Origin of the sequence: Aliarcobacter vitoriensis, from assembly GCF_003316695.1 — a bacterium.
Taxonomy (GTDB): domain Bacteria; phylum Campylobacterota; class Campylobacteria; order Campylobacterales; family Arcobacteraceae; genus Aliarcobacter; species Aliarcobacter vitoriensis.
Genome location: NZ_PDKB01000012.1, coordinates 14,693 through 40,016 on the forward strand (window position 1 = coordinate 14,693; position 25,324 = coordinate 40,016).

Consider the following 25,324-nt stretch of genomic DNA (forward strand, 5'->3'; position numbering starts at 1 on the left):
CTTTATATAAATAATTTAATATGTAGAATAATAACAAAAAAATGACTATTTTGTCAAAGTATTTTATTATTTTTCTTTGTTACAATTAATTTCTCTGATACAATCTAAAGACTTAAAAACTTTAGTAGTATTAGCTTCTATACTATTTGAAAGTTCTAAAATCTTGTCATTTGAACTATTTTCAGAGTATAAATCAATAGTTTTTTGAACAAAACTATGTACATTATCATGAGCTATTTTCAAATCTTCCCACTCTTGTGTTTTTGCAAACTCATGATTTTCATGAGCATTTAACCATTTACCAAGATTACACTCTTTTGAATTTGTTACAGTAAAACTATGCCCCATTTTACACTGTGCAAAATTTTTATTTTTAAAATTTATATGGTCTGATTTTAATCTATTTATCTCAACAATCATACCAGTATCACAAATTCTTTTAATTGCTGATTTATCAAAACTTGTTTGATTTATAGCTTCATTTAATTCATCTGCAAGTTCCAAAGTTTTTGATGCCATTTCATTGATTGTTGAAGCTAAAGATGCATTTTTTTGGGTAGCTTGATCTAAACTATTTACAGTTGAACTTATTTGACTCATAGCTAATTGTTGTTCTTTTGAAGCATTTGAAACATCTTCAATTAGTTTTATTGTAATATCAATATTTTCATTTAATTCATTAAACCCTTCTATCATATTAGAAGTAATCTCTTTCCCTTCATTTGCTTTTTTTGTTGCATGTTCTACTAAATCTTTTATTTCCTTAGCAGCCTCTGCACTTCTACTTGCAAGATTTCTAACTTCTGCTGCAACAACAGCAAATCCTTTTCCAGCTTCACCTGCTGTTGCAGCTTCTACAGCAGCATTTAATGATAATATATTAGTTTGAAAAGCAATATTATCAATAACAGAAATAGCCTCATTAATAAGATTTACTTGATTATTTATTTCATCCATAGAAGTTGACGTTTTATACGCTAAATCTTTACCTATTTTTGTAGATTTTATAACATTTTGAGCATATTTTGACATATTTATAGCATTTTCTGTACTTCTAGTAATCGTTGCACTAATTTCTTCAATTGCAGCCGCTGTTTCTTCAAGACTTGCAGCTTGAATATTTGATGAGTTACTTAAATTTGATGAAGCTTGTGCCAACTCTTTCGAACTAGAAGTTAATTCTACACTTGATTTATCAATTAAACACATAATTTCATTAATTGTTGATTGAGTTACTAAAATTCCATTTAATAAAGATGCTATTAATCCTGTAATATTATCTATTTTAGGAGCTTCATAATCAAACTTTGCATTTGATAATGCAACTAAAGCTTCACTTACAATCAAAAGATTATTACCCATTCTATCTATCATACTGTTAATTTCTATAATCAAAGAATTCACACTATTTGAATTAGCTTTGAGTTTTATTTTATCGTTAAATAAACCAGCATTAACTTTTTCTATAATATCTTTCGCTTCTTGTATTACTAAGTTATCCTTTTGTAAACCAATTTCAATAGAATCTAAATATTTATTAAAACTTGTAACAACATCTCCTATTTCATCGTTTGATAAAACTTTTATTCTTTTATTTTGCCCACCAGAATTAACTTCTACTTCATCTATAGATTTTTTTAAATTGTAAATCGGCTTTATAATTCCATTTCGCATATTTAATAAAGATATAAACATAGTTATTAAAAGAGATGCAACTAGAATAAATAAAGCTACAAATATTATTTTTGAAGCTTGTTCTATTTCATTTGTAACATCTGATATTGGCTCTGCAATCAAAGAAATACCGATATTTTTACCAGAGAAATCTTTAACTTCTGAATATGTATAAAAATATTTTTCAGTTATAAGATATTTATCTTGTAAAAGTTTATTAAAATTTATTTTTTTAGTATCTGCTAAAAAATCTTCGTTTATAAATTTTTGTGATATTACATATCTGTCAAGTTTATTTTCATCTTTTATTTTAGATGTTGCCAAACTTGCATCCATCAAAAGTAGAAATGATTTATTCTCTTCATGAAAAGATTTTGCAACTGAATTTAGCCCTTGCATAAACTCCATAGAACCAACATGATTGTTTTGTTCATCAAAAATAGGTACAACTGAACGAATACTCAATCCATCATTTCCTATTTCAAATCCATTTATTGCTTTCTTTTGACTATTTACTTTTACAACACTTGCTCTAAAAGAGCTTAAATCATCACCAAAATCTGCTGGTTTCCATGATCGCAAGAAAGATTTATTATCTTTTGTATGAAGGTGAATCTGAATATTTTGAAATGGTGTTGATTCTTTCATTTTAGAAGATAGTTGAGCTAAAGTTTTTATAGCTTGCTCTCGATTATTCGTAGCTAAAGACTCTTTTATTGATGAATCATTTGCTATTGAAATTGCATTAGAAATACCAACATCTAATTTTGCTTCAATTTTTAAATCACTTAAAGAGTTTAAAGAAGTAGTAACTTTTTTGTAAACTTCTGAAGTCAAATCATTTTTGTATTTATTTAAAATTAAATATCCAAATACTAAAACCAATATAGTAACAGCTATATTGATAATAGTAAATTTCCAACTAATAGTTAAATTTTTCATTATGCCCCTTTTATCTAAATTGAAGCATTTTAGTTTATAATTATTTAAATATTAATAAAAATTATATTTTATTATCCCATGGGATATAAAATATCTCTTTGAATAGCCTCTATTTTACACAATAGTTCACTATCAATTTTAAAATCAAAAGCTTTTAAACTATCATCTAATTGTTCTATTTTTCTAGCTCCAATTATAGTTGAAGCTATAAAATCAAAGTGTTTAGAGTATGAAATTGCTAAAGTAACTGGACTAACTTCATAATCTTTTGCTAATTGTAAATATTTTTGTGTTGCTTCCAAAGTTTTGCTATTTACAAATCTATTTGCCATAGCCTGAACTCTTTTATTTTTTTCTTTTAAATATATAGAAAATCTTATATCAGGAGCTATAAAATCACTATTATATTTTCCACTTAAAACTCCACCAGCCATAGGAGAATATGGTAAAAGAGAGATATTTTCTCTTTTACAAACATTTGCTAATTCATCAAAAAATCTTGGATTTAATAGTGAGAAATTATTTTGAATAGATTCAAATCTAGCATATTCTTTGAATTTACTAGTTTCATTTGCTTTTGTAAGTCCGTAAGCACTATCATTTGAAGTTCCAAGATATCGAACTTTTCCCTCTTTTACTAAATCATCAAAAGCTTTTAAACTCTCTTCTATTGGAACAATAATATCAGGCCAATGCATTTGATATAAATCTATATAATCAGTTTGAAGTCTTTTTAAACTACCTTCAACAGCTCTTTTTATATGAAAACTATCAATGGCAGTAAATCCATGTCGTACTGGCGGTACAAACCAACCAGAAGCTGCTCCAGCTATTTTTGTAGCTAATATAACGCTATCTCTAGGCTTTGTTTGAAGCCATTCTCCAACAATAAGTTCTGTATTCCCAATAGTCTCTTTTGTAGGAGTTACTGGATAAAGTTCTGCTGTATCAAAAAAATTTATACCTTTATCATAAGCCTTATCCAAAATCTTAAATGCTTCATCTTTTGAGGTACTACTTCCAAAAGTCATAGTTCCTAAACAAATTGAACTAACTCTTAAACCACTTTTACCAATATATCGATATTCCATAATCTTACTCCATAATACAAATTTCTTTTTTTAATATATGCTCTATAGTTTTAAAAGTAACTAAAAGCACTATAATAGTTGTCATTGCACTTAATATATAAGCCAAAATTTCATAAAAAGAATTTCTTGTTAAATCATACATTAAAATAGTGCTTAAACTCACGGCTGCCATAGGAAAAGTAAATGCCCACCATGATATAAAAAACTTAATTTTTAAAAAATTCTTATACATAAAAAATAGCAAAATAACAAAAAATATAGCTAAACTAAATAGCATTTGCGAAAAAAAGTCTAAAGTTTGATTTAATTTTATATATGAAATAAAACCAATTGCTGGTGGTGCTATTAATATAAACATTGTTGGCATAAATTTTGCTGCAAAAGACTTATGAAAGATAACTCTATTTAAAATAATAGAAAACAGAATAATCCAAAAAAATATCCCTATTGAAAAATAAAAAATCAATATTTGACTATCTACAAAACCAATTCCAGATATAGGAACTATCAAATTTCCGACAATTGGAATAAACCAAGCTGGATTTGAGTGAACTATTTCAAAATCACTATTTATCCAAAACCTAATTGTATAAAAAGTAAAAAATATATGTAAAATGGCACCTACATAAAAAAACATTTCTGAAGCTTCCATGTAATAATCTCTATAAGTTGCTGATAATATAAGCATTGATATTGAACTTGCTGCAAAAAAGTTTATTCTTACTGGATGATTTAACTCTTTTATAACCTCTTCTTTATATTTTATAATTTTTAAAAGATATGTAAATACTAAAGTAAAAAATAAAATAGTTGTTATGCTTATTAAAGTTGTAGCAAAGATTTTTGGAAAATTAAAAGTTGCATATAATCTTTCAAAAACCAGTGTCAAACCACCAAGTCCCATAACTGTTGCAAACATCATAATTGGGAAAAACTGCAATCTATTTGAAGGAATTGCTTTTATACTCTCTTGTTGCATTTTAAATCCTATTTTTGTAAAATTATTTATATTAAATTTTGGAGTTAATTTGGCAAAAAGTAAAAAATTAGTAGATTTAAAATATGAAAATTTTACATTTACGCAAAAAAATGAGATTATAAAACTACTAAACTTTAATCAAAACTCTATGAATGTAGAAGTTGCTATTTTTAAAAATGATAAGTTTGTTAAAAATAGCAAAATGGCTTTTGCTCATTTACCCAAAAATCTAAAAATAAAATTAAATCCTAAGGCATAAGCTTAACATAAGTTAATATTATGCTATCTTAATTAGTTCTTTTTATATTCAACTTCTAGTTGTTCATATAAATGTACAAAACTTACATCTTCCATTTTTTCTAGTAAACTTACCATTACTACATTATCTTCATTACCATTCCAAACTTTTATATAAGTTCCTTCTTTATAGCCATTATCTTGTCTAAATTGATTTAAGCAATTTTTACCAATATATAATTTTTGAAGCCAAGTAAAAGACAATCCAGCTACTTTACAAGTTCTAAAAAACTGTTCTATAAATCTTTCTATTCCACTAAAAGATGGCATATTTTTTGTATCAATTGCTAAAGAAACATATGATAATTTTTCAGCTTCTTTCACAACAGCTTTTATATCTATTTCACTTGATGCTTCATATATACAATGAGTATTTACTAAAGATACTGCTTTTGGAACATTTGTTTCTTGTAAAATATAGCTCATTAAAAAATGCCAAATATCAACCAATTCAACATGAATATTGTTCATATCTGGACTTGAATTTATATTTTTCCAATGTTTCCATGGAGTTGAATCTATGAGTTCAGCAACCTCCATATGAATACATCTAAGCCAATTTATCTCTTTTCCAAATTTATTTATTCCTAACTCCCAATGATTCCCATTTGTTGAGTCATTTAACTGTTTTTGTAATAAAAACATCTCTTCAAGTTTTGATGGAAAAGATGAAGCTTCTTCTAGTAATGTTGCAAGAGGTAAGCACTCTTCAACAATATTTTCTAAAGATATACTAGCAGGTAAAACATCTTTATCACCTTTTAAAGTATGAATAAGTAATGATACCAAATATGGAACTTCATCATTTTCTATCCAAACTAAAACTTCATCTGAGCTTATTTTGGCATAAGTTATAAACTCATCTACAGAGTTAAAACCTACACTTTTTATTGCTTCTTTAAAATCTTTATATAACAAACTAACTCCTATTTTCAAATTTTTTTTCTATAAAAAGTTTACAATCTTCACCACTACTATTTTTAACAACAATAGAAGGAAGAGTTCTTGATTTAAATCCATAAGATTTACATCCATGAGGTTTATTTACTTCCCAAGTTACAAAATAGTGCATACATTTTTGGCATACAACTCTTTTTTGCATTTTAAACCTCTACTCTACTTTGAATGGCTTTTGATAAAGATAATAAATCAACATTTTCAAGACTTACTCCTGTTGGAACACCTTGGGCAATTTTTGTAAAAGTTATATCAAAATCTTTTAGTTTATCTTCAATAAACAATATAAAAGCATCATTTGCAATAGATGGAGTTATAGCAAAAAGTATATTTTTAACTTCATTATTTTTTATAAAATCTTGAAGCTTAATAATCTCATCAATAACTAACTCATCTATTACAAAATATCGTCCATCAAACTCTTTTGATTCTTCAATAATAAATATATCTTTTGCACTTTGAACAATACAAAGCTTTGTTTTATCTCTACTTTCATCTAAACAATATTCGCAAATCTCATTTTCACTCATAGAACCACATCTTTTACATTTTTTTATGCTTTTTAATGCATTTTCTATACTATGAGCTATTTTTATACCGCAATAGTTATCATTCATTACAATATGATAAGCAAGTCTTAAAGCTGATTTTTTACCAATAGTTGGTAGAGATTCAAAAGCTTCAACTAATTCATAAAATTTTTCTAATCCTCTATTCATTTTGGGATTATATCGAAATAAAAATTAATCAGCTTAATAAGAAATTATTTAGTTTTTAGTTAAAATGCACGCTTTATAAAATTTTATTATATTTTTGGAGATTTAAAATTGCTTGAAATTGATTATTACGAATTATTGGAAGTAAATAAAACTTCGGACAAATCTACTATTAAAAAAGCTTACAGAAAGTTAGCTATGCAGTATCATCCAGATAAAAATCCTGATGACAAAGAGGCTGAAGAAAAATTCAAAGCTATAAATGAAGCTTATCAAGTTCTAAGTGATGATGATAAAAGAGCTTTATATGATAGATATGGAAAGTCTGGACTTGAAGGACATTCAAATAGAGGTGGATTTAGTGGTTTCGATGATTTAGGTTCAATGTTTGAAGAGATGTTTGGATTTGGAACAAATTCAAGAAGAAAAGAGAGAAAAACATATAACTACAATCTTGATACAACTGTAGATGTAACTTTAGAGTTCAATGAAGCTGTTTTTGGGTGCAAAAAAGAGATAAATTACAAATACAAAACTGCTTGTAAACCTTGTAGTGGAACTGGTGCAAAAGATGGAAAACTTTCTACTTGTAAAACTTGTGGTGGAGTAGGACAAGTACATTCAAGACAAGGCTTTATGACTTTTGCACAAACATGTCCAAACTGTTCTGGAAGTGGGCAAGCAAAAGTAGATTCTTGTAGTTCTTGTAAAGGTTCTGGTTATGAAGAATTAAAAGATAACTTCAAAGTTGATATTCCAGAAGGTGTAAATGATGGAATGAGAATAAGAGTTTCAAATAAAGGGAATATTGCACCAAACGGACAAAGAGGAGATTTATACCTTCAAGTAAATGTAAAAGAAGATTCTCTTTTTGTAAGACATGATGATGATATTTATTTTGAAGCACCTATTTTCTTTACACAAGTTGCATTAGGAACAAAAATAAAAATACCAAGTTTAAGAGGTGAATTAGAACTTAATATTCCAAAAGGAGTACAAGATAAACAACAATTTACTTTTAGAAATGAAGGTGTAAAATCTGTTCAGGGATATGGTAAAGGTAACTTAATTGTTCAAATTAAGATAGAATATCCACAAAGTCTAAACAGTGAACAAAAAGAACTTTTAGAAAAACTTCAAGAAAGTTTTGGATTAGAAAGTACTCCTCATGAAGCAAAATTCGAAGGAGTATTTGACAAAGTTAAGAAATGGTTTTCTTAAAAATATAAATTGTAAAAAAGGGGAAATATAAAATGAAATTAGATTATGTAGGTTTTAGACCTATTATAAGCCAACATGGAATTGCATTTAAACAAGGAAAAGATGATAAATTTATCTATTTACCTTATGTATATGAAATCATAAATGCTTTAAAAAACAACTATGAATCACATAAGAATCACTCATATAATATAAAAATAAGTAAAGAAAATATTAGTAAACTACACAATAAAATGATAGATTTTTTTCCATCTTTGGACAAAGAAATTGAAAATAAAATAGATGCTTATAAAAAACATTTGGATTTAGAGCTTGAAGATATCGAAAAAAGAACTCACTTAAGTGACATAGAAAAAGATATTTATAAAACAAATCTAAGTTTAATGAAAGACTATAGAATTAAAAGAGCAAAAAATAAAATTTTTTATTACTACAGTGTACGAACTATTGCTGAAATTATAAAAGAAAATAGAATAAAAGAGATTAATATTCCTTTTAATGAAAAATTTTGGCATGTTTTTAAAACTTTACAAGGTGTTTTAGCATCAGAAAAAATTAATAGTAATATAAAAGTAGAATATATTGATTCTACTCTTAAACTAAAATTTTTAACTTCAATTTACTAAAATTACTTAAAATATCAAGATTATTAATACTATAAATCTTGATATTTTATACAATAATTTAAAAACAATCTTCTTGTTTTGATAATTTTTTTAGTTCACTGCAAGAAAAACCAGCTTCTTTTCTAGCACTAAAATTTAAGTCCATTTTTCTTTTTGAACTACCAGGAAAAACTTTTTCTATTAAATCTAAATATGTACTTTCTGGCTCTAAATTAAGTCTATTACACTCATATTTAAACCAAATATCACCTTTTCTTACATGATCAACTTCTTCTTTTAATATAACTTCCAAAGCTTTAATAAATTTTGTATTAAATTCATCTTTATTAGAATTTAATTTTTGCATAATTTTTGGATTTTGATCAAGACCATTTGCCTCCAAATATCTTGGAACACAGGCCATACGACTTAAAAAATCATTTGTTTGTTCCATAGCTTCAAAAAGATTTTTATGTACAGGAAAATCACCATATTTACCACCTAATTGATGCATCAAATCTTCAAGCATTAAAAAATGTCTTATTTCATCATTAGCAACTTCAAGCCAATCTTGATAATATTTTAAAGGCATATTTTTAAATCTCAAAGCAGCATCCAACGCCAAATCAACTGCACTATACTCAATATGCAAAATAGTATGCACTAGATATTTTTTTCCTTCAATAGTTCTAAAATTCTTTATTTCGGGTAAAGATATAGGTTTTACAATATTTAAGAATGTTGAATAAGAAGGTGATTGTATAATTGGTGGTATATAGTCATCATTAAAATATACACTATTAGTCAAAAATTTTTCATAAAAATATATAAATTTTTCAATCTTATCTTTTGGTAAATCAGTCAGTAAAATATCTTCTAGAACTTCATAATAATCCATATAAATTAACCTTTTTTTAGATATAATTGAGTAATTTTAGCTAATTAAGGTTTAAGATGCATATTAAAGTTCATCCTATGGGTGATTATCAAACAAATTGCTATATAGTAACTATAAATGATAAAGATATTATTATTGACCCAGGAGTAAATGCAACTGCTTGGATAAAACAAAATAGTACGAATCCTATTGCTTTATTGAATACACATGGACATTTTGATCATGTTTGGTCAAATCAAGAAGTAAAAGAACTCTTTAATATAAAATTATATACTCCAGTAGATGATGAATTTATGCTTACTTTAAATCCTTATAATCTTGGTATGCCACCATCTAGTGCAGACGTTTTAGTAAAACCAGATGAGGAAATTGAAATTGAAGGAATAAAAATAAAATTTCACCATTTTTCAGGTCATACTCCTGGTTGTAGTGTGATACAAATAGATGATACCTTATTTAGTGGAGATTTTATTTTTAAAGGAACAATAGGAAGATTTGATTTCCCAAATTCAAATGCACAAGATATGAAAAAAAGTTTAAAAAAGATTTTAAAATGGGATAAAAACTTTCATATCTATCCAGGGCATGGAGATAAAACAACACTTTATGATGAAGTTGATAATCTAAAACAATGGGAAAGACATATAAGATGAGTAATTTTTTTGAAAATTTAACAAAATTATCTCATAAATTAACTTTAACTGAACAAAATGAAATTTTTTTGGAAATTTTTGAATTCTTAAAAATAAATTTTCAAATCTCATATCTAAAAATATTTCTCAAAAAGAATGATATATCTAGCCTCATTTTTGATAATTCAATAGAAGATGAAGAATCCTTTTTTTATACATATAAACTAAAAGTATCAAAAAACCTTGAATTAACTTTTGGACTAATTTTTAATGATAAAAGCATACTTAATAACGTAAAACAAAATAATACAAATATTAATATATCTCTTGAAATTTTATCTATTAATATTTATGCTAAATATTTGGAAAATACTATATCAGATATTTTAATTATTGATACATTAACAGGGTGCTACAATAGAACTTATCTAAATCATTACATAAGATCAATATTTAGCCTAGCATTAAGAGAAAGAAAAAAAATAGCATTTTTAAAAGTTGGAATAGACCATTTCAAAGCTGTTTTAGATGAATTTAACTATGAAATTGGTGATAAAGTAATAAAAAGATTATCAAAGGTATTAAAAGAAGGTGTAAGAGATTCTGATTTAGTTGTAAGAGTATCTAATGATGCTTTTTTAGTACTTTTACAAAATATAAATGAAGAAGAAAATGCCTTACTTGTTGCAAATAAATTAATAGATTCTTTTAAAAAAGAAAAAATAGTTGTAGATAGCTATACTCAGCAGGTTTTAATGAAAACTATTTGTATTGGAATTGCGCTTTATCCAAAAGATGGTGAAGATTTAGATACAATTATAAAGAAAGCAGATATTGCAATAAGAGAAGCAAAAAATAGTGGTAGAAGTAAAGCGTTTATATTTAGTGAAGAAGAAACATCAAAAATAGAGCTTTTTTAGGTAGATTTATGAAAAATAGTATTTTATATTTGGTAAAGCAGTCAGCAAAAGATCAAAAAGCTTTTGAAGCAATAGAAAGTATTTTTAAATTATATGAACAATTGCAATATTCTTCAAACATAAATCAATTAGCTATTGATATTTTTGATTGGTTAGAACGAGAATTTAATGTAAAAAATATAGTATTTTCTTTATTTGATATAAATAACAATGATAAAACAAATATTTTATCAAGAGGAAAAGAGTTTTTTTTAGATGATGATTTATCACATTTTTTTATAGTAAATACACATACGAATATGAATGCTACAATATCTTTTTGTGCATCTTCAATTGAGCATTCCAATTTTTTAGAAGAAAATTACAATACTATTGATTCTGCATTTTTTATTATATCTACTATAGTTCAAAACTCTATTTTAAAGAAAAATTTTATAGAATCAGCTTCTTTAGACTCAGTTACTAATGTTTTAACTAGACATTATATTATTGATAATTTATCATCTTATTTAAAATTATCAAATAATAAACAAGATAAAATTTATTTATTAATGATAGGAATTGATAGATTTAAATCTGTTATTGATGAATTTGATTATGAAGTATCTGATAAAGTATTAGTTCAACTTGCAAGAGTTATACACTCAAATATAAATGAGTTTGATTTAGTTGGAAGATTAGAATCTGATACTTTTTTAGTTTCAATTTTAAGTAATGAAGATGAGCATCAAGCTTGTGAAATAGCAAAAAAGATAATCTCTGATTTCTCTGAAATTGAAGTTATTGTAGATGAAAAAAGTGGACAAACTTTGAAAAAAAGTGTAAGTATAGGTTTTGAAAGATTTGAACTTGATTCAAATAAATCAATAAACGATGCAATAAAAAATGCAGATATTGCTTTATATGAAGCAAAAAACAAAGGTAGAGGACAATTTTTTAAATACTCTCAAATCTCTACAATTGAGAGTATTGAACTTTTTTGACTATAAAATTTTTCTAGCTTTTACATATACTCTTTTAGGTGCAGGATAACCTTCAACTGTTTTACTATCATCATTTGGGTCTAAAAAATCTTCTAAGCTTTCATCAAAAGACCAAATTGTTTTTCTTTGTTCTTGAGAAGTTGTAATTGTTGTAGCTAGTATTTCTATATTTCCAAATCCAGCTCGTTCTAGCCAATTTTTAAGTGCAGGAATTGTAGGAATAAAATAAATATTTGGTATTTTAGAATATCTTTTATTTGGTGTTAAACAAAGTTCTTCTTTTCCATCTATCATAAAAGTATCAATTATTATTTCACCTTTACTATTCAAGCCTCGTGCTAATGATTTTAAAGTTCCAACAGGATCAGCTCTATGATATAAAACTCCAAGCATAAAAATAAAATCAAATTTATGATTATAATATTCCAAATGCTCAACTCCAAGCATCTCATAAACAATAGGTGATTTTACAAAATGATTTATAAATTCAAATTGATGTAAAGTAAGTGGACTTGGATCAAATCCAACTAATCTTTTGGGACCATCTTCTAGCATTCTAAACATATAATATCCGTTGTTACAGCCAATATCTGCAACAATCTTATCTTTTAAATTAAAATATGGACGTATTAGATTATATTTTATATTACTTTGCCATTCACTATCAATTTCTAAATCAAAGATTTTAAAAGGGCCTTTTCTCCAAGGAATAAGTTTTTGAGCGGTTTTTAAAATAATTTCATACTCTTCTTGGCTTAAATCTGTTCTATTTCCTATGCTAAACCAATCACCATAATCTATTTTTAGATTTAATTTTTCTATTTTACACGATTCTTGTAATTGTAGAAACCAAGGTTCAACATTCTTCCAATTTCTACAATCGTCTTTTTTCTTTTTAAGTTTTTCTAAATTCATAAGTGCAATTATAAGTAGTTTAGCTTAAATTTATTCAAAAATTTCAACTCTATCTCTTCCACTTTCTTTTGCTACATATAGTGCTTTATCTGCATTTGAAATTATCTCGTTATAAGTTAAAATTCCTTGCTTATATGAAGAACAACCTATACTCATAGTTACAATATTTGGATAAGTTCTAAATGAATACTCTTTTATAACTTTATTAAGTTTTAATGCAAGTTCTTTAGCACCACTTAAAGGTGTTTCTGGACAAATAATTAAAAACTCTTCTCCACCCCATCTTCCAAGTATATCAACATTTCTTATATTGTTTTTTAAAATTTCTGCACTCTCTTTTAAGACATCATCACCTACTTGATGCCCAAAATTATCATTTATATTTTTAAAAAAATCTATATCCATAATAATTACAGAAAATATAGTGTTATATCTTAAAAATCTATCCATATTTTCTTGTAAAACTTTGTCTAGCTTAACTCGATTATACAATCCAGTCAATTTATCTGTAATTGATAGTTTGAAAAGTTCTTCATTTTTCAAAGATAATTCTCTTGTTCTATCCTCAACTTTTTGTTCCAATGAGTCTTGATACTCATAAATAGATTTTGCCATACATAAAAAAGAGTTTGACAAAATAGAAACCTCTACAATAGAACTATCTACTTTAGAAATAGAATCATATTTTCTATTTTTAATTTTTATACTCTCTTTTACCAATTGGATGATTGGTTTAACAATCATTTTTGAAAAATATAATATCACTGGTATAATCAATAATCCAATTATTACCAAAGTCATCATAAGTTTTAGAGTTTGAATATGATATGGTTGAATAATCTTTTTATAATCAGCAAATAAAATAATATATTCATCTTGACTACTATTTTTTATAGGTGCAATTTGTACAATATAACTTTTATTTTTTATCTCAACTATTTTTATCTCTTTAAAATATAAAATATTTTCATAAGATTTAAAAAATTCTTCAAGTAAACTATCATCTTTTGTGATAGAAGATATAGATTGTTTATCACTATTTCTAAATAAAAACAAATCCATACTATCTTGATCAATATTATCTATAAATATATTTTTAAAGTCTTCCATTAAAAAATCAATAGAAACAACATTTTTAGTATCATCTAATTCTCTTGAGTATGTCATACCATAAGTGTCTATATGTGAGTACTTGTAAGGAGGTGTTTTTATAGACTTTCCTCTATTTTCTAAGGCTAGTTTATACCAAGGTCGTTTTGTAGGATTATAACTATTATCTAATTCAACCTTTTTTGATGTTTCATTTAAATTTTCATCATATAAAAGAAGTTCTCTTTTTGCTATATTTTCACCATCAATTTTTATAAGCAACCATTTATCTGTTTCTTTTGCATTATAAAGTTTTCTTAAATTTTCATCTATATCAAGACTTATGATTTCATAAAAGCTTCCATCTTCATATCCAGTATATACTGCATAAAAGTTTTTTTGTAATTTTAAAATCTCTATATAAGCTTTAAAGTTTTCATCTTGTTCATTTTTATATTTTTTATTTATAAGACTTAACATTTCAATTGTGCTGAAATTTATATGCTCTACACTTTTTATTGAAGATTCAACATTATAAGATAGGCTATTAAGCTTTGTATTTATACTTTTTTTTGCTAGTTGATTATCTATATAGAGTAGTTGTATTCCAAAAATAACTATTATTAAAAATATTACAAATCCAAAAAGAGATAGAACTGTTGTTTTTAGAGATTTTTCCCTATTAAAAAAATTCATATAGTTATCCTTGACTAATTAACTTAAAAGCAGTTAATATAGCTAAACTAACAGAATTATTTAATTAAATATGCTAAAGATTTATTTAAATTTATAAAAATCTTAAAATTCGTTTCTTATATAAACAGTTTTGTAAATGATATCCTATCATGTACATCTAATTTATTGTAAATATTTTTAATATGTTTTTTAACTGTATTAATAGAGATACTTAATTCATCTCCTATTTCTTGGTTTTTATACCCTACTTTTAAAAATTCAGCTACTTTTTTTTCAGATATTGTAAGCTTATTTAATACATTATCATCAATTTTTGAATATTTAATTTGTGCAATATCTCTTATCAAACTTTGAGTTATGTTTGGTAAAACCCAAATATAATTATTTTCTACAGATTCTATAGCAGATTTAAAAAATGATGAACTCATCAAAGAATTTCCATATCCATCTATACCTAAATCAAAATACCTTTTAGCATTTAATATATTTGGTTCTCTTTCTAAAATAATAATTTTATTATTGTTAGATTTTAATTTTTTAATTTTTTGTATTTTATTACTGATTTTTATGCAACTACTTAAAACTACAATTGAATTTTCTATATATAAAAGTTCTTCTTCACTATTTAAAATAGAAAATTCATAATCTTCTAAGAGTTTTTCCCATCTTGTAATAAGTGCAATATCACTACTAAAAAGTTTGATTTTCATACTATTTCCAACTATATCCTATATTTATAACTTAAAATATTATCTAAAAAATAATTAAAAAAGACATAAAAAGGGTTAATCCCTTTTTATAAAATTATTTGTTCTTGAATACTCTGTTCTACTTTTACTTTAACATCAGAATTCCCACTATTTGAGTAAATGTCAAATGTTTTACTATCTATAGTTTCAGTTCCATTTTTTGACCAAGTTTTATTAGCTTCATCTTTAAAACTAACAATATCAGATCCATCACCTTTTATAGTTAATTCACCTTTATCATTTGTCATTTTTAATATATCATCTAATTTTAAATTTTCAAGTTTATTTTCACCAGTGATACTTAAATCAATAGTATTAATACCTTTTAATGAATCTGTACTAAGATTAGAAAAATCAAGATTTACTTTTTCTTCCAAAGATAAAATTCCACCAACATCTTTTAAGTCAGCTTTAAAAGTTTTTTCGGCTGTCATATCAGATAAAATATCAGTTTCAAAAGACTTTCCATCTTTATCTATCTCTTGAGTCCAAGCTTTTACACTTACACTATCAACAGTTTTATCATTCATAAACTCAATTTTATTTATCTCATCATATTTGATACCTGATATAGTCCATTTACTAGAACTATCATCCCAAACAGCAGATGATGTTAAAACATCATTTCCAATCTTGAACATAGCTCCAGCACTAAGTCCACTTAGCTCCAAACTCATAGTTTCACTACCATCTACATCTTTCATATTTGCATTTAGTTTCAAATCAACCCACTCAAATGCTTTTCCAAATGTAAGTGTTGGATCAATAGTTACACCATCTGCGACTGGTATTATTTTTCCAGTTATATCTACTACTATTTTTTCTGTTGTAGTTAAATTTTGCTCTTTTAAAGTAAATTGTGCTTTAAAATCAAAATCTCCAGCCCAATTTTCTGGTGCATTTATATAAATTTCTGGCATTGCTCCACTATTTCCTACTACTGGAATTAACCATTTATTTCTATGAGTTGATGTATCTCCACTAACATTTGGAGTTAGATCAAAAGTTCCATTACCAGATTTTCCAATATTTGTAGCCATTACCAAAGTTCCGCTATCATTTTTATACCAAACTGTAAATCCATTTGGTACTTCATCTAATATAATACTCCCAAATTTTTCAGATTGATCTACAAAAGCTTCTGATTTTATTTCAAGTTTTACTGGATTACCTAAATTTATTCCATCTATCTTTTTATCTTCAATACCAGTTGCAATTACAGTTGTAGAATTTAACACCATATCTATTACTGGATTTACATTTATAGTTGTTTCACCTTTTGAGTTTAAAGTTATAGAACTTCCCTCTTTATTTTGTACACTTACTTCAAATTTTACATTTCCATCTCTATTTGTTGCAGGAATATATTCAAGTCCATTAATTAGCAATTTACCTTCACTATCTAATTCAAAGTTTCCATTATCTTTAGTAATAGTATATGTAGTTGTAACTTTATCTCCAACTATCGATGGAGTTCCTTTTACAACTCCTGTTCCTGTTAACTCTCCACCAACGGTTCCACTTGTTTGTGATTTATCGTTCCAATTTTCTGTTACAGTTATAGTTATAGTATTACCTAGTATTGTTTTTGTAGCATCACTTGGATTGGATAGATTTATACTAACATTAGTCTTTCCATCTTCATCTATATCACTAGCAGTTATAGAAATTGTCATCTTATCTGTAACAGGAATAATATCTCTATTTTCTATCTTAGACTCAGGACTCTGATATGAAGTTCCATCTTTTGTAGTTGAGATAGTTCCTGTAATGCTAAAACTCTCTTTCAAATCACCCACTTGTTGAGAGTTTTTATCTTTTGGCAAAATAATTTGAACTTTATTTAATTCAGTTTGAATATCACCAGAAGTTCCATTTGGTCCACCAGAAACTACATAATAAGTTTTTTCACCTTCTACATAACTATAAACACTTCTACCATCTAAACCTTTTACTTCTGAACCAGCTGGAATATCTGTAAATGTTACTGCCCAAGAATAATCTTGTGTAATATTAGTGTTTGTAGCATCTGTAACAGTAAATAAATCACCAACTTTTAAATTTTCCATATCTTCACTAATAGCAGTTTCTTTTGGAGTTAAAGTAAAGTCTGGTAAAACATCAGTTCCATTTCCATCTTTATAGGCTCTTGAGTCATTTAAAGTAATATTTACAAAAGCATTTTCTTCACTAGCTGTTCCATCTTTTGTAAATGTTTTGATAGTTACAGTTCTATTATTAAAATCAGCACCATTGTGAACTATAAATTTAATATCTGAAAATGCACCATTATCATCAATTTTTGTAGAATCATCTCCACTTGGAGTTATAATCCAAACTCCAGAACCATTTTTATAACCTTCAAATTTAGCACCAACAACTTCAACACCTTTTGGAACACCAGTTATTTCAATTCTCTGAACTATTTCGCTGTTATCTTTATCATCACTTGTTGTGTTTACGTTTACTGTAAATTCTGCACCATTGTCAGAAACTGTGATTGTTTTATTTTCATTACTTACACTAACTTTATCAGAAGTTGTAGTAGTCGTACTATTTACACCTATAGTTGGCTTATCTGTAACTGGATTAATAGTTAAAGTATGTATGTTTTCATTTGTTACTTCTTTTGTGATTTCATCTAAAGTATTATTTGTTTTATCTTTTATCACATACTTATAAATACCTATATTTACATCTCCACTAAAGTGTTCACTTACTTTTACATATACTTTGCCTAAATTTTCTTTTGCGATAGTGTTGTTTGAACTATCTATTTTAGTATAAGTTGTACCATCTACAATATAAAGCTCATAACCGCTAGTTGGAACTGTAAAAGTAACACTATCTATATATTCATCGTTATCACCATCATTGTCTATAACTCCTAAATCTAGTTTATAGAAGCTTTTACCAGTATGAGAGTCTATTCCAGCTATATAGTTGTCTCCAATATCTTCTGTTGCTGTTGATTGAGTTTGTAATTTTCCATCTACTTCTTGTTTTACAAAAATATTTATTTTATCAGTATGCCAAGTTTTACTATCATTTTCTCCTGCTTTTTCAGTAGTTACATAAGTCAAATCAAAACTCGTATTTCCACTAAAATTATGAGGGAATTTAATATTTACTTTATCATTTTGTATATCACTAACTTTTACAACATATTCGCCATCATCTATTTTGTATGGATTACCATTTTCATCCAATACAACTCCTGAACCATCTGCAAACTTGATTCTTACTGTTAATTCTTCACTATTATCAGAAGAAGCAAGTTTTGTTGAATCTGTATAAATAGATTTTAAATTAAGTGGAGTATCTTCTGTTGCATTTGTTGTAAGTGTATATTCGTTTGTTTTACCACCTACTAATGTACCAGCTATATCTGTTCCAATTGGTGCATCTGCAACATTTTTTACAATAACATCTATATCTTTTGTACCACTCCATTCACTTGTTTTTGTTTCTGTGCTATTATCATTATAAGTTACTGTATCAACAAACTGTACAGATACTTTTAGTTTATAATCACTATCATCATTAAATGGTGGAATAAATACTAATGATTTAGCATTATCAAATTCATTTATTATTATTGTACCAGCTGGAGATTGAGTAACAACTGCACCATCATAATATATAACTGCTCCTGTAGGAATATTTTCTATTTTTACATTTGCTTTTTCACTTCCATCTGTATCAGTTGAAGAAACTTTAATATTTAAAGGTATTCCATTTTGTGGTTGGTCTATACTACTATTTGGAGTAGCACTATTTCCATTGCTTCTTCCTGCATCTTCATATCCTATAGCTTGTGCTACTTGGAAAGTATTTAAATCAGCAGTTGTTTCCGTTGCAACTGGTTCTACATCTAAGTTTAGATAAACTATTTGAGTTTTTACAGCCCCTGCTATATCTGTACTATCTACACCTTTATCATATACACTAAGTGTAATTGTAGCTTTTACTCCTCCACCAAAATGCTCTGGGAATTTCATAGTAAATTCTGGGTCTAATAGTTTATTTTGGGCATCTTTAAATGTAAGTGTAGCTTTTCCATCTTTGTCTGTAACTGCTTCTGTATCTCCTATTTTTACAATAGTTCCCTCTGGAATTCCACTTATAGTATATGTTCGTTTTTCACTTCCATCTAAATCAGGAGTAGCTCCAATACCACCACTTGTATTTGAAAGAATAGATTTTAGGTTTATCTCTCCTGAACCCTCTTTTATTTTATCTGTAAATGTGAAAGTATCATTTTCTCTAGTTGTTTGTGAAATTGTTCCACCAGTTGCTGTATCAAAGATTAAATTAATATCATCTGTTACTGGATTTATTTTTACAATCATATCTGCTGTTGTTTCTTTTTCTACTTGATTTCCATAAGTTGTTTTATCTAATGGTATTCCACTATCATCAACTTCATAAGATGTTACTTTTATAGTGATTTTTATATCTGTATCATTATCTTCTGCATGTTGGATTTTTAAACTTTCATACTCTGATTTTGTAAGATATAAAACATTACCGCCTTTAGCAGGTAAAGTTCCACTATGATGATAAGTTGTATCTATATTTTCTTGTCCAGATGTTTTTACTATCACAACTTTTATCTCTTGATTTGCAGTTGTGATATTTGCAACTTCACTACTACCATTAAATATTTTTGCACCAGTTAATTTATCCCCATTTGTAAATGTAAGAGTAATTTCTCCATTTCTTTCAGGATTATCTCCTTTTCCACTATCTAAATCCGTTTGATCTTTTGATAAAGCTGGAACTTTTAATCCTAAATCTACTTTATGAGAACCCTCATTATTATTTTCATTGTCCTCTTTTGTAGTTACTAAAAATGTATTACCACTCATAGTTCCTTTTGTTGTATCAAATGTAATTGTTGGAGCATCAGCTACTGGTTTAACTTTGATTTCTACTTTTGCACCGGCTGTATCTCCATCAAAATCGCTAACTTTATAACTAAAGCTTGGGTTTTTCGTATAATCATAGTTACTATAATCAATCGATGGAGTAAATAATACTGTTCCATCTCCTTCAGTTGTAAGTTCTCCTACTTTTTTATTTAAATTATTTGGGTCAAAAATATCTACATTAGTTACTATATCTCCACTAGTAGTTTTTCCTAATTTATAATATACTAGTTCACCACCATTTATTGTTCCATTTGCTATTTCAATATAACCACCAGCAAATGACTCAGGAGAAATCACTATTTTTACACTTTCATCTTCATTTACTTCTTCTGTCCAACCAGATGTTTTTGGCAAAGAATCATTTACAGTTACTTTAAACTTCACAACATCACTTGTTGAACCTTGGTCTGTGATCTTAAATCCAAATTCAAAAGTTATATTATCATCATTTATAGAATCTGTTGAAGCTCCTGCAACTGGATGGTCAATATTTTTGTATTGAGTGTATGTGTAGTTATCTTTTGTTATTTTATTAGGATTAGCTCCTGTTTGTAATGAACTATCTTTGTTTAAAGTTATCTCAAATACTTTATTTGCTTGTGCTACTTCATTATTTCCTACATATGAACCAACATATCCGATAATTTTATTTCCAATAGTTTGATAATGTATAACTTGTCCACCTGATTGAAGAGATGTACCTCTACTATCTTCATAATTAAATGCTACTCCACTATCTTTATCACCTTTATAAACTGTTGGATTACCATCAAATATTAAAGAGTAATTATTATCTGTATTTGGTTTAATAATATTTAGATATTGTCCTTGATAAGTGTTTGTACCATCACTTGCATTTCCATCTTCGTTACTAATTTTTGAATTATGATTTGTAACATCAAATCTATCTTCATCAACTATTGCATTTTCAGGGTCAATATATGCACCATCTTTATATATAGTTACACCATCTTTTATAGTTCCTGTTGTTGATTTATAGTTACCATCTTTATCACCCATAACAACATTTTCAAAAGCTCCTGATTGAGTAACACTTGAGATAGTTACATTATAAACTTCATCTCCTTCATAAGTAAAATCATCTTTTGTTATATTTGTGAAGTTTTCAGAACTTTTTCCACCAGTTATTGTTACACTTTTTACTATTGTAGATAAATCATCTTCCGTAAAATCTCCACTCTTTGCACTATAAGTTAAATTTACAGTTACAGTTTGTCCAGCTGGTACTGTTACAAGATCTCCATTTTTATCAACTAAAGTTATAGTATGAACTAAATTCCCACCCTCAACAGTTGAAGGTGTTTTTGTAATTTTTACATAAACAGTATCTTCTTTTCCATAGCTTCCAGTTGTTGGATTATCTTCTCCAATACTTGTATCAGGTTGTTCTACTGTTGCTGGATTATCTGTAATAGTTGAAGTTACAGTATCTTGTGTAGTATCAATAGATGGTGATTCATAATTTGTGTTTATAGGATCTGTGATTTTAACTGTAAATGTTTCATCATTATCTCTTACATAGTCATCATTTGTTTTTACTTTAAATACTTCTCCAATATTTACAGATTGATTTACCAAAGATTTATAATCCTCACTTCCATTTAATGGAGGAGTTTGAGATGTTCCACCTATTGCTGTACCATTTGCAGTATTTACTGTAACTTTTCCACTTTGAACCAATACTTTATCTTCACTATCAACAGCAACTGCTATATATGATAATTCTCCACTTTCAGGAGTTGTATTTGTGTTTTTATAGATTAATTTTCCATCTGTATCTGTAATATCTGCTAATGTTTGCCCTTTTTCTAAAGCAACCAGTACGATTTTTACAGGGTCTATATCTGTTTCTGTTCCTGAGTTTGTATTATCTTTTATTTCTGTAACGATATCTTTTTTATTTCCATCTTTATCACCAATATTTGAAGCAGTATATCCGTGAGTATTTTCTATTTCTGTAATTGTTAGTTTATATTTTTCACCATCATCTTTATATACATCATCATTTGTTTGAACTGTAAATGGCTCTGACTTTGATTTTCCTGCTTTAATAGTAATTTCAAACTCATCATCATTGTTGTATTGAGTATCCTCATTTTGCGTTGGATTTGTATTATTATGATTAAATTTAACTTTTACTTTTGTATCTGCTTCTACTTCTACCTCATTTCCATATTTATCTATAAATTTTACTGTATATGAAGCTGTGTCACCCTCATTTACAATTATGTCTCCTTCGATAATTGCATATATAGTATCTACTTTATCATATATAGTTGTTGTAACTGGATTTGGGTCTATTTTAACACTTTCATAATCACCTTTATATGAATTTGAATCTATTGTAACTGTATAGTGTTCTTCTCCTTCTGGCATATCATCTTTAAAAATATCTGTACCAAAAGTAACTCCAAGTGAAATATTTGATTTAGAAGTATTATTAAAATCTTTATTTCCAGTTGTATCTGTATTATCACCAGTTTGACTTCCTGTTGCTGTTCCATTATGAAATTCAATATCTACTGTTCCAGTTTGAGTTTGTAATCTTGTATTATCATTAAAAACCGTTTCACCATCCTTAAATGCATATGCTATATATTTAGCCTCTGTTCCTTCTGCAAATCTATTTGCTAATACATAATTTCCATTTGTATCTTTTATAACATTTCCATCTTTATCAGCTGCAAAAAGTTTTATAAGAACAATATCTTTATCTGATTCTTGATTGTGATTTGTTGGATCATTTGGATTATGTGGAGTTCCATTATTTGGATTACTATTATCGTAAATAGTTGTTATTACTGGATTTGGGTCTATTTTTACATTTTCATATATTGGAGTACTTGGATGTGTGTATGAACTATCAATTATAGATACTTTATATTTTTCACCATTATCAGATATATAATCATCCAAAGTTTTTACTTCAAACACTTGCCCCAATGTTACAGTTTTTTGTGTTGATTCATAATCTAGTTTTGCATCATCTTTTGTGCCAGTTGTAAGTGCTGTATCATCAGCAGTTTTTATAGTCACTGTTCCTGATTGAAGTGAAGGAGATAAAACAGTTTGTGTTGTAAACTCTGTTGTATTTGGTTCAAATGCTAAAACCATATATTTTGCATTTGAACCTTCATTTACACTATTTACAAATGTATATTTATTTCCATCCATTATTGGGCTTCCAGTTTCATCGACTGCAACTATTTTTAATATTACTTGTTCTTGATTTTTCTCTATTTTTCCATCATTTGGTTTATTTGGATCTGGATAACTTGGAGTTGGATTGTTTGGATTTTCTGGATTATAATTTGTAGGTTTACTATCATCTAAAATAGTTGTTGTAATATCTTTTTGATTTCCATTTTTATCACCTATTACTATATTCTCAAACTCATTTGTTGTTTCCACTTGTGTTATTTCTAGCTTAAAATTTTCTCCATTATCAGCTAAATAATCATCTTTTGTTTCTACATCAAAAATTTCTGATTTTGAAGTTCCAGCTTTGATGATAATATCTTTTTTTATATATTCACCATCTTTATATTCTGTATCATCATTTGATGTTGAAATATTTTTATATACAACTGTTACTTTTGTATCTTTTGTTACAAATACAGGATTTCCATCTCTATCTATGATTTGAACTGTATAATTAGCTTTATCTCCCTCATTTACAGTTTTGTCTCCAGTGATTACTACAAATACTGTATCTTCTTCTCCATAAGTTCCAGTTTCACTATCAGATTTATTTGGATCTAGTGGATTATTATTTGCTGGTGGATTATCTAAAATCGTTCCTACACCTTCTGGTTTTGAAACTACTACATTTCCTATTGGATTTGAAATAGTGATTTTCATATTTTCACCATTGTCAGATAAATAATCATCTACTACTGGAACTTTTATTTGTACACTTGTACTTCCAGAAGGGATTGTTATATTTCCTTCAACATCACGATAATCTTTTCCATTTTCTGCTGTATTTTGTGAAGTTTTATAGTTAAATGATATATTTTCTCTTGTTGGTTGATCTATAGTCACTGTGAATATCAAGAAACCTTCACTTTCATAAACTGTTACATCATCTACGCCTAAAGTTACTAAAGGAAGTGGTTCTTCAGGAATTACAGGTACAACTGGAGTTGGAATTGGTGTTACTATTGGTGGAGTAACATTTTCTATTGGAGTTGAAGTTGGTCTATCTATTGGAATTGTAACGATTGGAGTTGTGTTACCTAAAGGTTTTGAGTTTAATTTATCATAATCATCACCTTTTTCTACCTCTTTATAAGTTTGAGTTTTTACCCATGATTTTTTTCTCAAATCACTTATAACATCTACAATATCTCCATTTCTAGAAGCAAAAGTACCTATACTTCCTTCAGTAACTTCTTCCTCTTCTTCCCCTGCTGTTGTTTCTTCTTCTGTAATATCTATAACATCATCAAAATCAGCATCTCTTAAATCACTCCATACATTAGCAATCTCATTGTGAGCGTCTAAAACTTGCTCCATTGATTCTCTTGTAAAAAATAGCTCCTCATTTCCAAATGCTGTTTCAATCAAAGAACTATCTATAAGTTGTTTTTGTCCTTGCATTAAAACAATTACATCATTTCCATCTAAAAGAATCTCTATTTTAGAAGAGTTTGAATTCAAAATATCACCATATACCGTGTCATTTTCAAAAACTACATCTCCCACTTTCAACTCTTTTATATTTCCATTGTGATCTTTTACTAAAAACTTTCCATTTTCTATTGATTGTACTTTTCCAGCTTGAGTTGCCATAAATATCCTTTTAATATTTAGATTTTTAAAGATATTATCTTATTTTATTTTCTAAAAATAGTACCCCTTCGGGTACTATTTAGTGTTTTTAAATTTCTAAACCTTTTATAATTAATATTTTATTAGATAATATTTCATTAACTAAGAGTTAAACTATTAGTTATAGAATCTCGTAAAAATCTAATAAAGGATACTTTTTGAATTTAAAAAA

At 27.0% G+C, this 25,324-nt stretch carries 17 protein-coding genes; 6 read left to right on the top strand and 11 right to left on the bottom strand.

Annotated elements, in window-relative coordinates; genetic code table 11:
- Window positions 1-66 precede the first annotated feature (66 nt).
- From CRU91_RS07655 to CRU91_RS07665, 3 genes are all read right to left on the bottom strand, one after another.
- On the bottom strand, window positions 67-2,616 hold the full coding sequence (locus CRU91_RS07655) for a methyl-accepting chemotaxis protein (protein WP_113894640.1): 2,550 nt from the start codon (window positions 2,614-2,616) through the stop codon (window positions 67-69).
- Window positions 2,617-2,687: 71 nt separating this feature from the next.
- A complete protein-coding gene (locus CRU91_RS07660) occupies window positions 2,688-3,707 on the bottom strand; it encodes an aldo/keto reductase (protein ID WP_113894641.1) in 1,020 nt (339 codons plus the stop codon).
- A 4-nt stretch (window positions 3,708-3,711) separates the two neighbouring features.
- On the bottom strand, window positions 3,712-4,686 hold the full coding sequence (locus tag CRU91_RS07665) for an SLAC1 anion channel family protein (RefSeq protein ID WP_113894642.1): 975 nt from the start codon (window positions 4,684-4,686) through the stop codon (window positions 3,712-3,714).
- A 49-nt stretch (window positions 4,687-4,735) separates the two neighbouring features.
- Here CRU91_RS07665 and CRU91_RS07670 point away from each other — a divergent pair, with 49 nt between their 5' ends.
- Window positions 4,736-4,945 carry a malate dehydrogenase gene (locus CRU91_RS07670; protein WP_113894643.1) on the top strand — a complete coding sequence of 70 codons (210 nt, stop codon included), beginning with the start codon at window positions 4,736-4,738 and terminating at the stop codon, window positions 4,943-4,945.
- A gap of 32 nt (window positions 4,946-4,977) precedes the next feature.
- Here CRU91_RS07670 and CRU91_RS07675 read toward each other — a convergent pair whose 3' ends face one another.
- The 3 genes from CRU91_RS07675 to recR are packed head-to-tail and all read right to left on the bottom strand — an operon-like array spanning window position 4,978 to window position 6,659.
- Window positions 4,978-5,901, bottom strand: coding sequence for a dUTP diphosphatase (locus CRU91_RS07675; protein WP_113894644.1), 924 nt, complete (start codon window positions 5,899-5,901; stop codon window positions 4,978-4,980).
- A 1-nt stretch (window position 5,902) separates the two neighbouring features.
- Window positions 5,903-6,085 carry a uracil-DNA glycosylase gene (locus CRU91_RS07680; RefSeq protein ID WP_113894645.1) on the bottom strand — a complete coding sequence of 61 codons (183 nt, stop codon included), beginning with the start codon at window positions 6,083-6,085 and terminating at the stop codon, window positions 5,903-5,905.
- Window position 6,086: 1 nt separating this feature from the next.
- On the bottom strand, window positions 6,087-6,659 hold the full coding sequence (gene recR / locus CRU91_RS07685) for a recombination mediator RecR (protein ID WP_113894646.1): 573 nt from the start codon (window positions 6,657-6,659) through the stop codon (window positions 6,087-6,089).
- A gap of 108 nt (window positions 6,660-6,767) precedes the next feature.
- Between recR and dnaJ the strand changes: the two genes are divergently transcribed.
- Window positions 6,768-7,877, top strand: coding sequence for a molecular chaperone DnaJ (gene dnaJ, locus CRU91_RS07690; protein ID WP_113894647.1), 1,110 nt, complete (start codon window positions 6,768-6,770; stop codon window positions 7,875-7,877).
- Window positions 7,878-7,909: 32 nt separating this feature from the next.
- Window positions 7,910-8,503, top strand: coding sequence for a hypothetical protein (locus CRU91_RS07695; RefSeq protein WP_113894648.1), 594 nt, complete (start codon window positions 7,910-7,912; stop codon window positions 8,501-8,503).
- A gap of 58 nt (window positions 8,504-8,561) precedes the next feature.
- On the opposite strand, the gene CRU91_RS07700 is transcribed toward CRU91_RS07695, so the two are convergent.
- The gene (locus tag CRU91_RS07700; RefSeq protein ID WP_113894649.1) at window positions 8,562-9,380 is read right to left on the bottom strand and encodes a ferritin-like domain-containing protein; all 819 of its coding nucleotides are present in this window, start codon (window positions 9,378-9,380) and stop codon (window positions 8,562-8,564) included.
- Window positions 9,381-9,436: 56 nt separating this feature from the next.
- On the opposite strand from CRU91_RS07700, the gene CRU91_RS07705 reads away from it, so the two are divergent.
- From CRU91_RS07705 to CRU91_RS07715, 3 genes are read left to right on the top strand one after another with little or no spacing between them, the layout of a single operon-like run.
- On the top strand, window positions 9,437-10,033 hold the full coding sequence (locus CRU91_RS07705; RefSeq protein ID WP_113894650.1) for an MBL fold metallo-hydrolase: 597 nt from the start codon (window positions 9,437-9,439) through the stop codon (window positions 10,031-10,033).
- Window positions 10,030-10,932, top strand: coding sequence for a GGDEF domain-containing protein (locus CRU91_RS07710; protein WP_222718426.1), 903 nt, complete (start codon window positions 10,030-10,032; stop codon window positions 10,930-10,932). The genes CRU91_RS07705 and CRU91_RS07710 overlap by 4 nt, the downstream gene beginning before the upstream one ends.
- 8 nt (window positions 10,933-10,940) lie before the next feature.
- The gene (locus CRU91_RS07715; RefSeq protein WP_113894652.1) at window positions 10,941-11,915 is read left to right on the top strand and encodes a GGDEF domain-containing protein; all 975 of its coding nucleotides are present in this window, start codon (window positions 10,941-10,943) and stop codon (window positions 11,913-11,915) included.
- Here the strand turns inward: CRU91_RS07715 and cmoB are convergent, their stop codons facing one another.
- The 4 genes from cmoB to CRU91_RS07735 form a co-directional block, all read right to left on the bottom strand.
- Window positions 11,916-12,830: a tRNA 5-methoxyuridine(34)/uridine 5-oxyacetic acid(34) synthase CmoB gene (gene cmoB, locus CRU91_RS07720; RefSeq protein WP_113894653.1), complete on the bottom strand. Its 915-nt coding sequence runs from the start codon at window positions 12,828-12,830 to the stop codon at window positions 11,916-11,918.
- A 30-nt stretch (window positions 12,831-12,860) separates the two neighbouring features.
- A complete protein-coding gene (locus CRU91_RS07725; protein ID WP_113894654.1) occupies window positions 12,861-14,615 on the bottom strand; it encodes a sensor domain-containing diguanylate cyclase in 1,755 nt (584 codons plus the stop codon).
- Between the two features lie 116 nt (window positions 14,616-14,731).
- Entirely contained in the window at window positions 14,732-15,325 is a 594-nt protein-coding gene (locus CRU91_RS12515; RefSeq protein ID WP_113894655.1) for a LuxR C-terminal-related transcriptional regulator, read from the bottom strand.
- Window positions 15,326-15,411: 86 nt separating this feature from the next.
- A complete protein-coding gene (locus tag CRU91_RS07735; RefSeq protein ID WP_113894656.1) occupies window positions 15,412-25,113 on the bottom strand; it encodes a Calx-beta domain-containing protein in 9,702 nt (3,233 codons plus the stop codon).
- Between the last annotated feature and the right edge of the window lie 211 nt (window positions 25,114-25,324).

Bases quoted from the DNA above. Each gene is read 5' to 3' on its own strand.
- recR (WP_113894646.1), bottom strand. From the start codon at position 6,659: ATGAATAGAGGATTAGAAAAATTTTATGAATTAGTTGAAGCTTTTGAA.
- CRU91_RS07665 (WP_113894642.1), bottom strand. From the start codon at position 4,686: ATGCAACAAGAGAGTATAAAAGCAATTCCTTCAAATAGATTGCAGTTT.
- CRU91_RS12515 (WP_113894655.1), bottom strand. From the start codon at position 15,325: ATGAAAATCAAACTTTTTAGTAGTGATATTGCACTTATTACAAGATGG.
- CRU91_RS07715 (WP_113894652.1), top strand. From the start codon at position 10,941: ATGAAAAATAGTATTTTATATTTGGTAAAGCAGTCAGCAAAAGATCAA.
- CRU91_RS07710 (WP_222718426.1), top strand. From the start codon at position 10,030: ATGAGTAATTTTTTTGAAAATTTAACAAAATTATCTCATAAATTAACT.
- cmoB (WP_113894653.1), bottom strand. From the start codon at position 12,830: ATGAATTTAGAAAAACTTAAAAAGAAAAAAGACGATTGTAGAAATTGG.
- CRU91_RS07735 (WP_113894656.1), bottom strand. From the start codon at position 25,113: ATGGCAACTCAAGCTGGAAAAGTACAATCAATAGAAAATGGAAAGTTT.
- CRU91_RS07660 (WP_113894641.1), bottom strand. From the start codon at position 3,707: ATGGAATATCGATATATTGGTAAAAGTGGTTTAAGAGTTAGTTCAATT.
- CRU91_RS07725 (WP_113894654.1), bottom strand. From the start codon at position 14,615: ATGAATTTTTTTAATAGGGAAAAATCTCTAAAAACAACAGTTCTATCT.
- CRU91_RS07705 (WP_113894650.1), top strand. From the start codon at position 9,437: ATGCATATTAAAGTTCATCCTATGGGTGATTATCAAACAAATTGCTAT.
- CRU91_RS07680 (WP_113894645.1), bottom strand. From the start codon at position 6,085: ATGCAAAAAAGAGTTGTATGCCAAAAATGTATGCACTATTTTGTAACT.
- CRU91_RS07695 (WP_113894648.1), top strand. From the start codon at position 7,910: ATGAAATTAGATTATGTAGGTTTTAGACCTATTATAAGCCAACATGGA.
- CRU91_RS07700 (WP_113894649.1), bottom strand. From the start codon at position 9,380: ATGGATTATTATGAAGTTCTAGAAGATATTTTACTGACTGATTTACCA.
- CRU91_RS07655 (WP_113894640.1), bottom strand. From the start codon at position 2,616: ATGAAAAATTTAACTATTAGTTGGAAATTTACTATTATCAATATAGCT.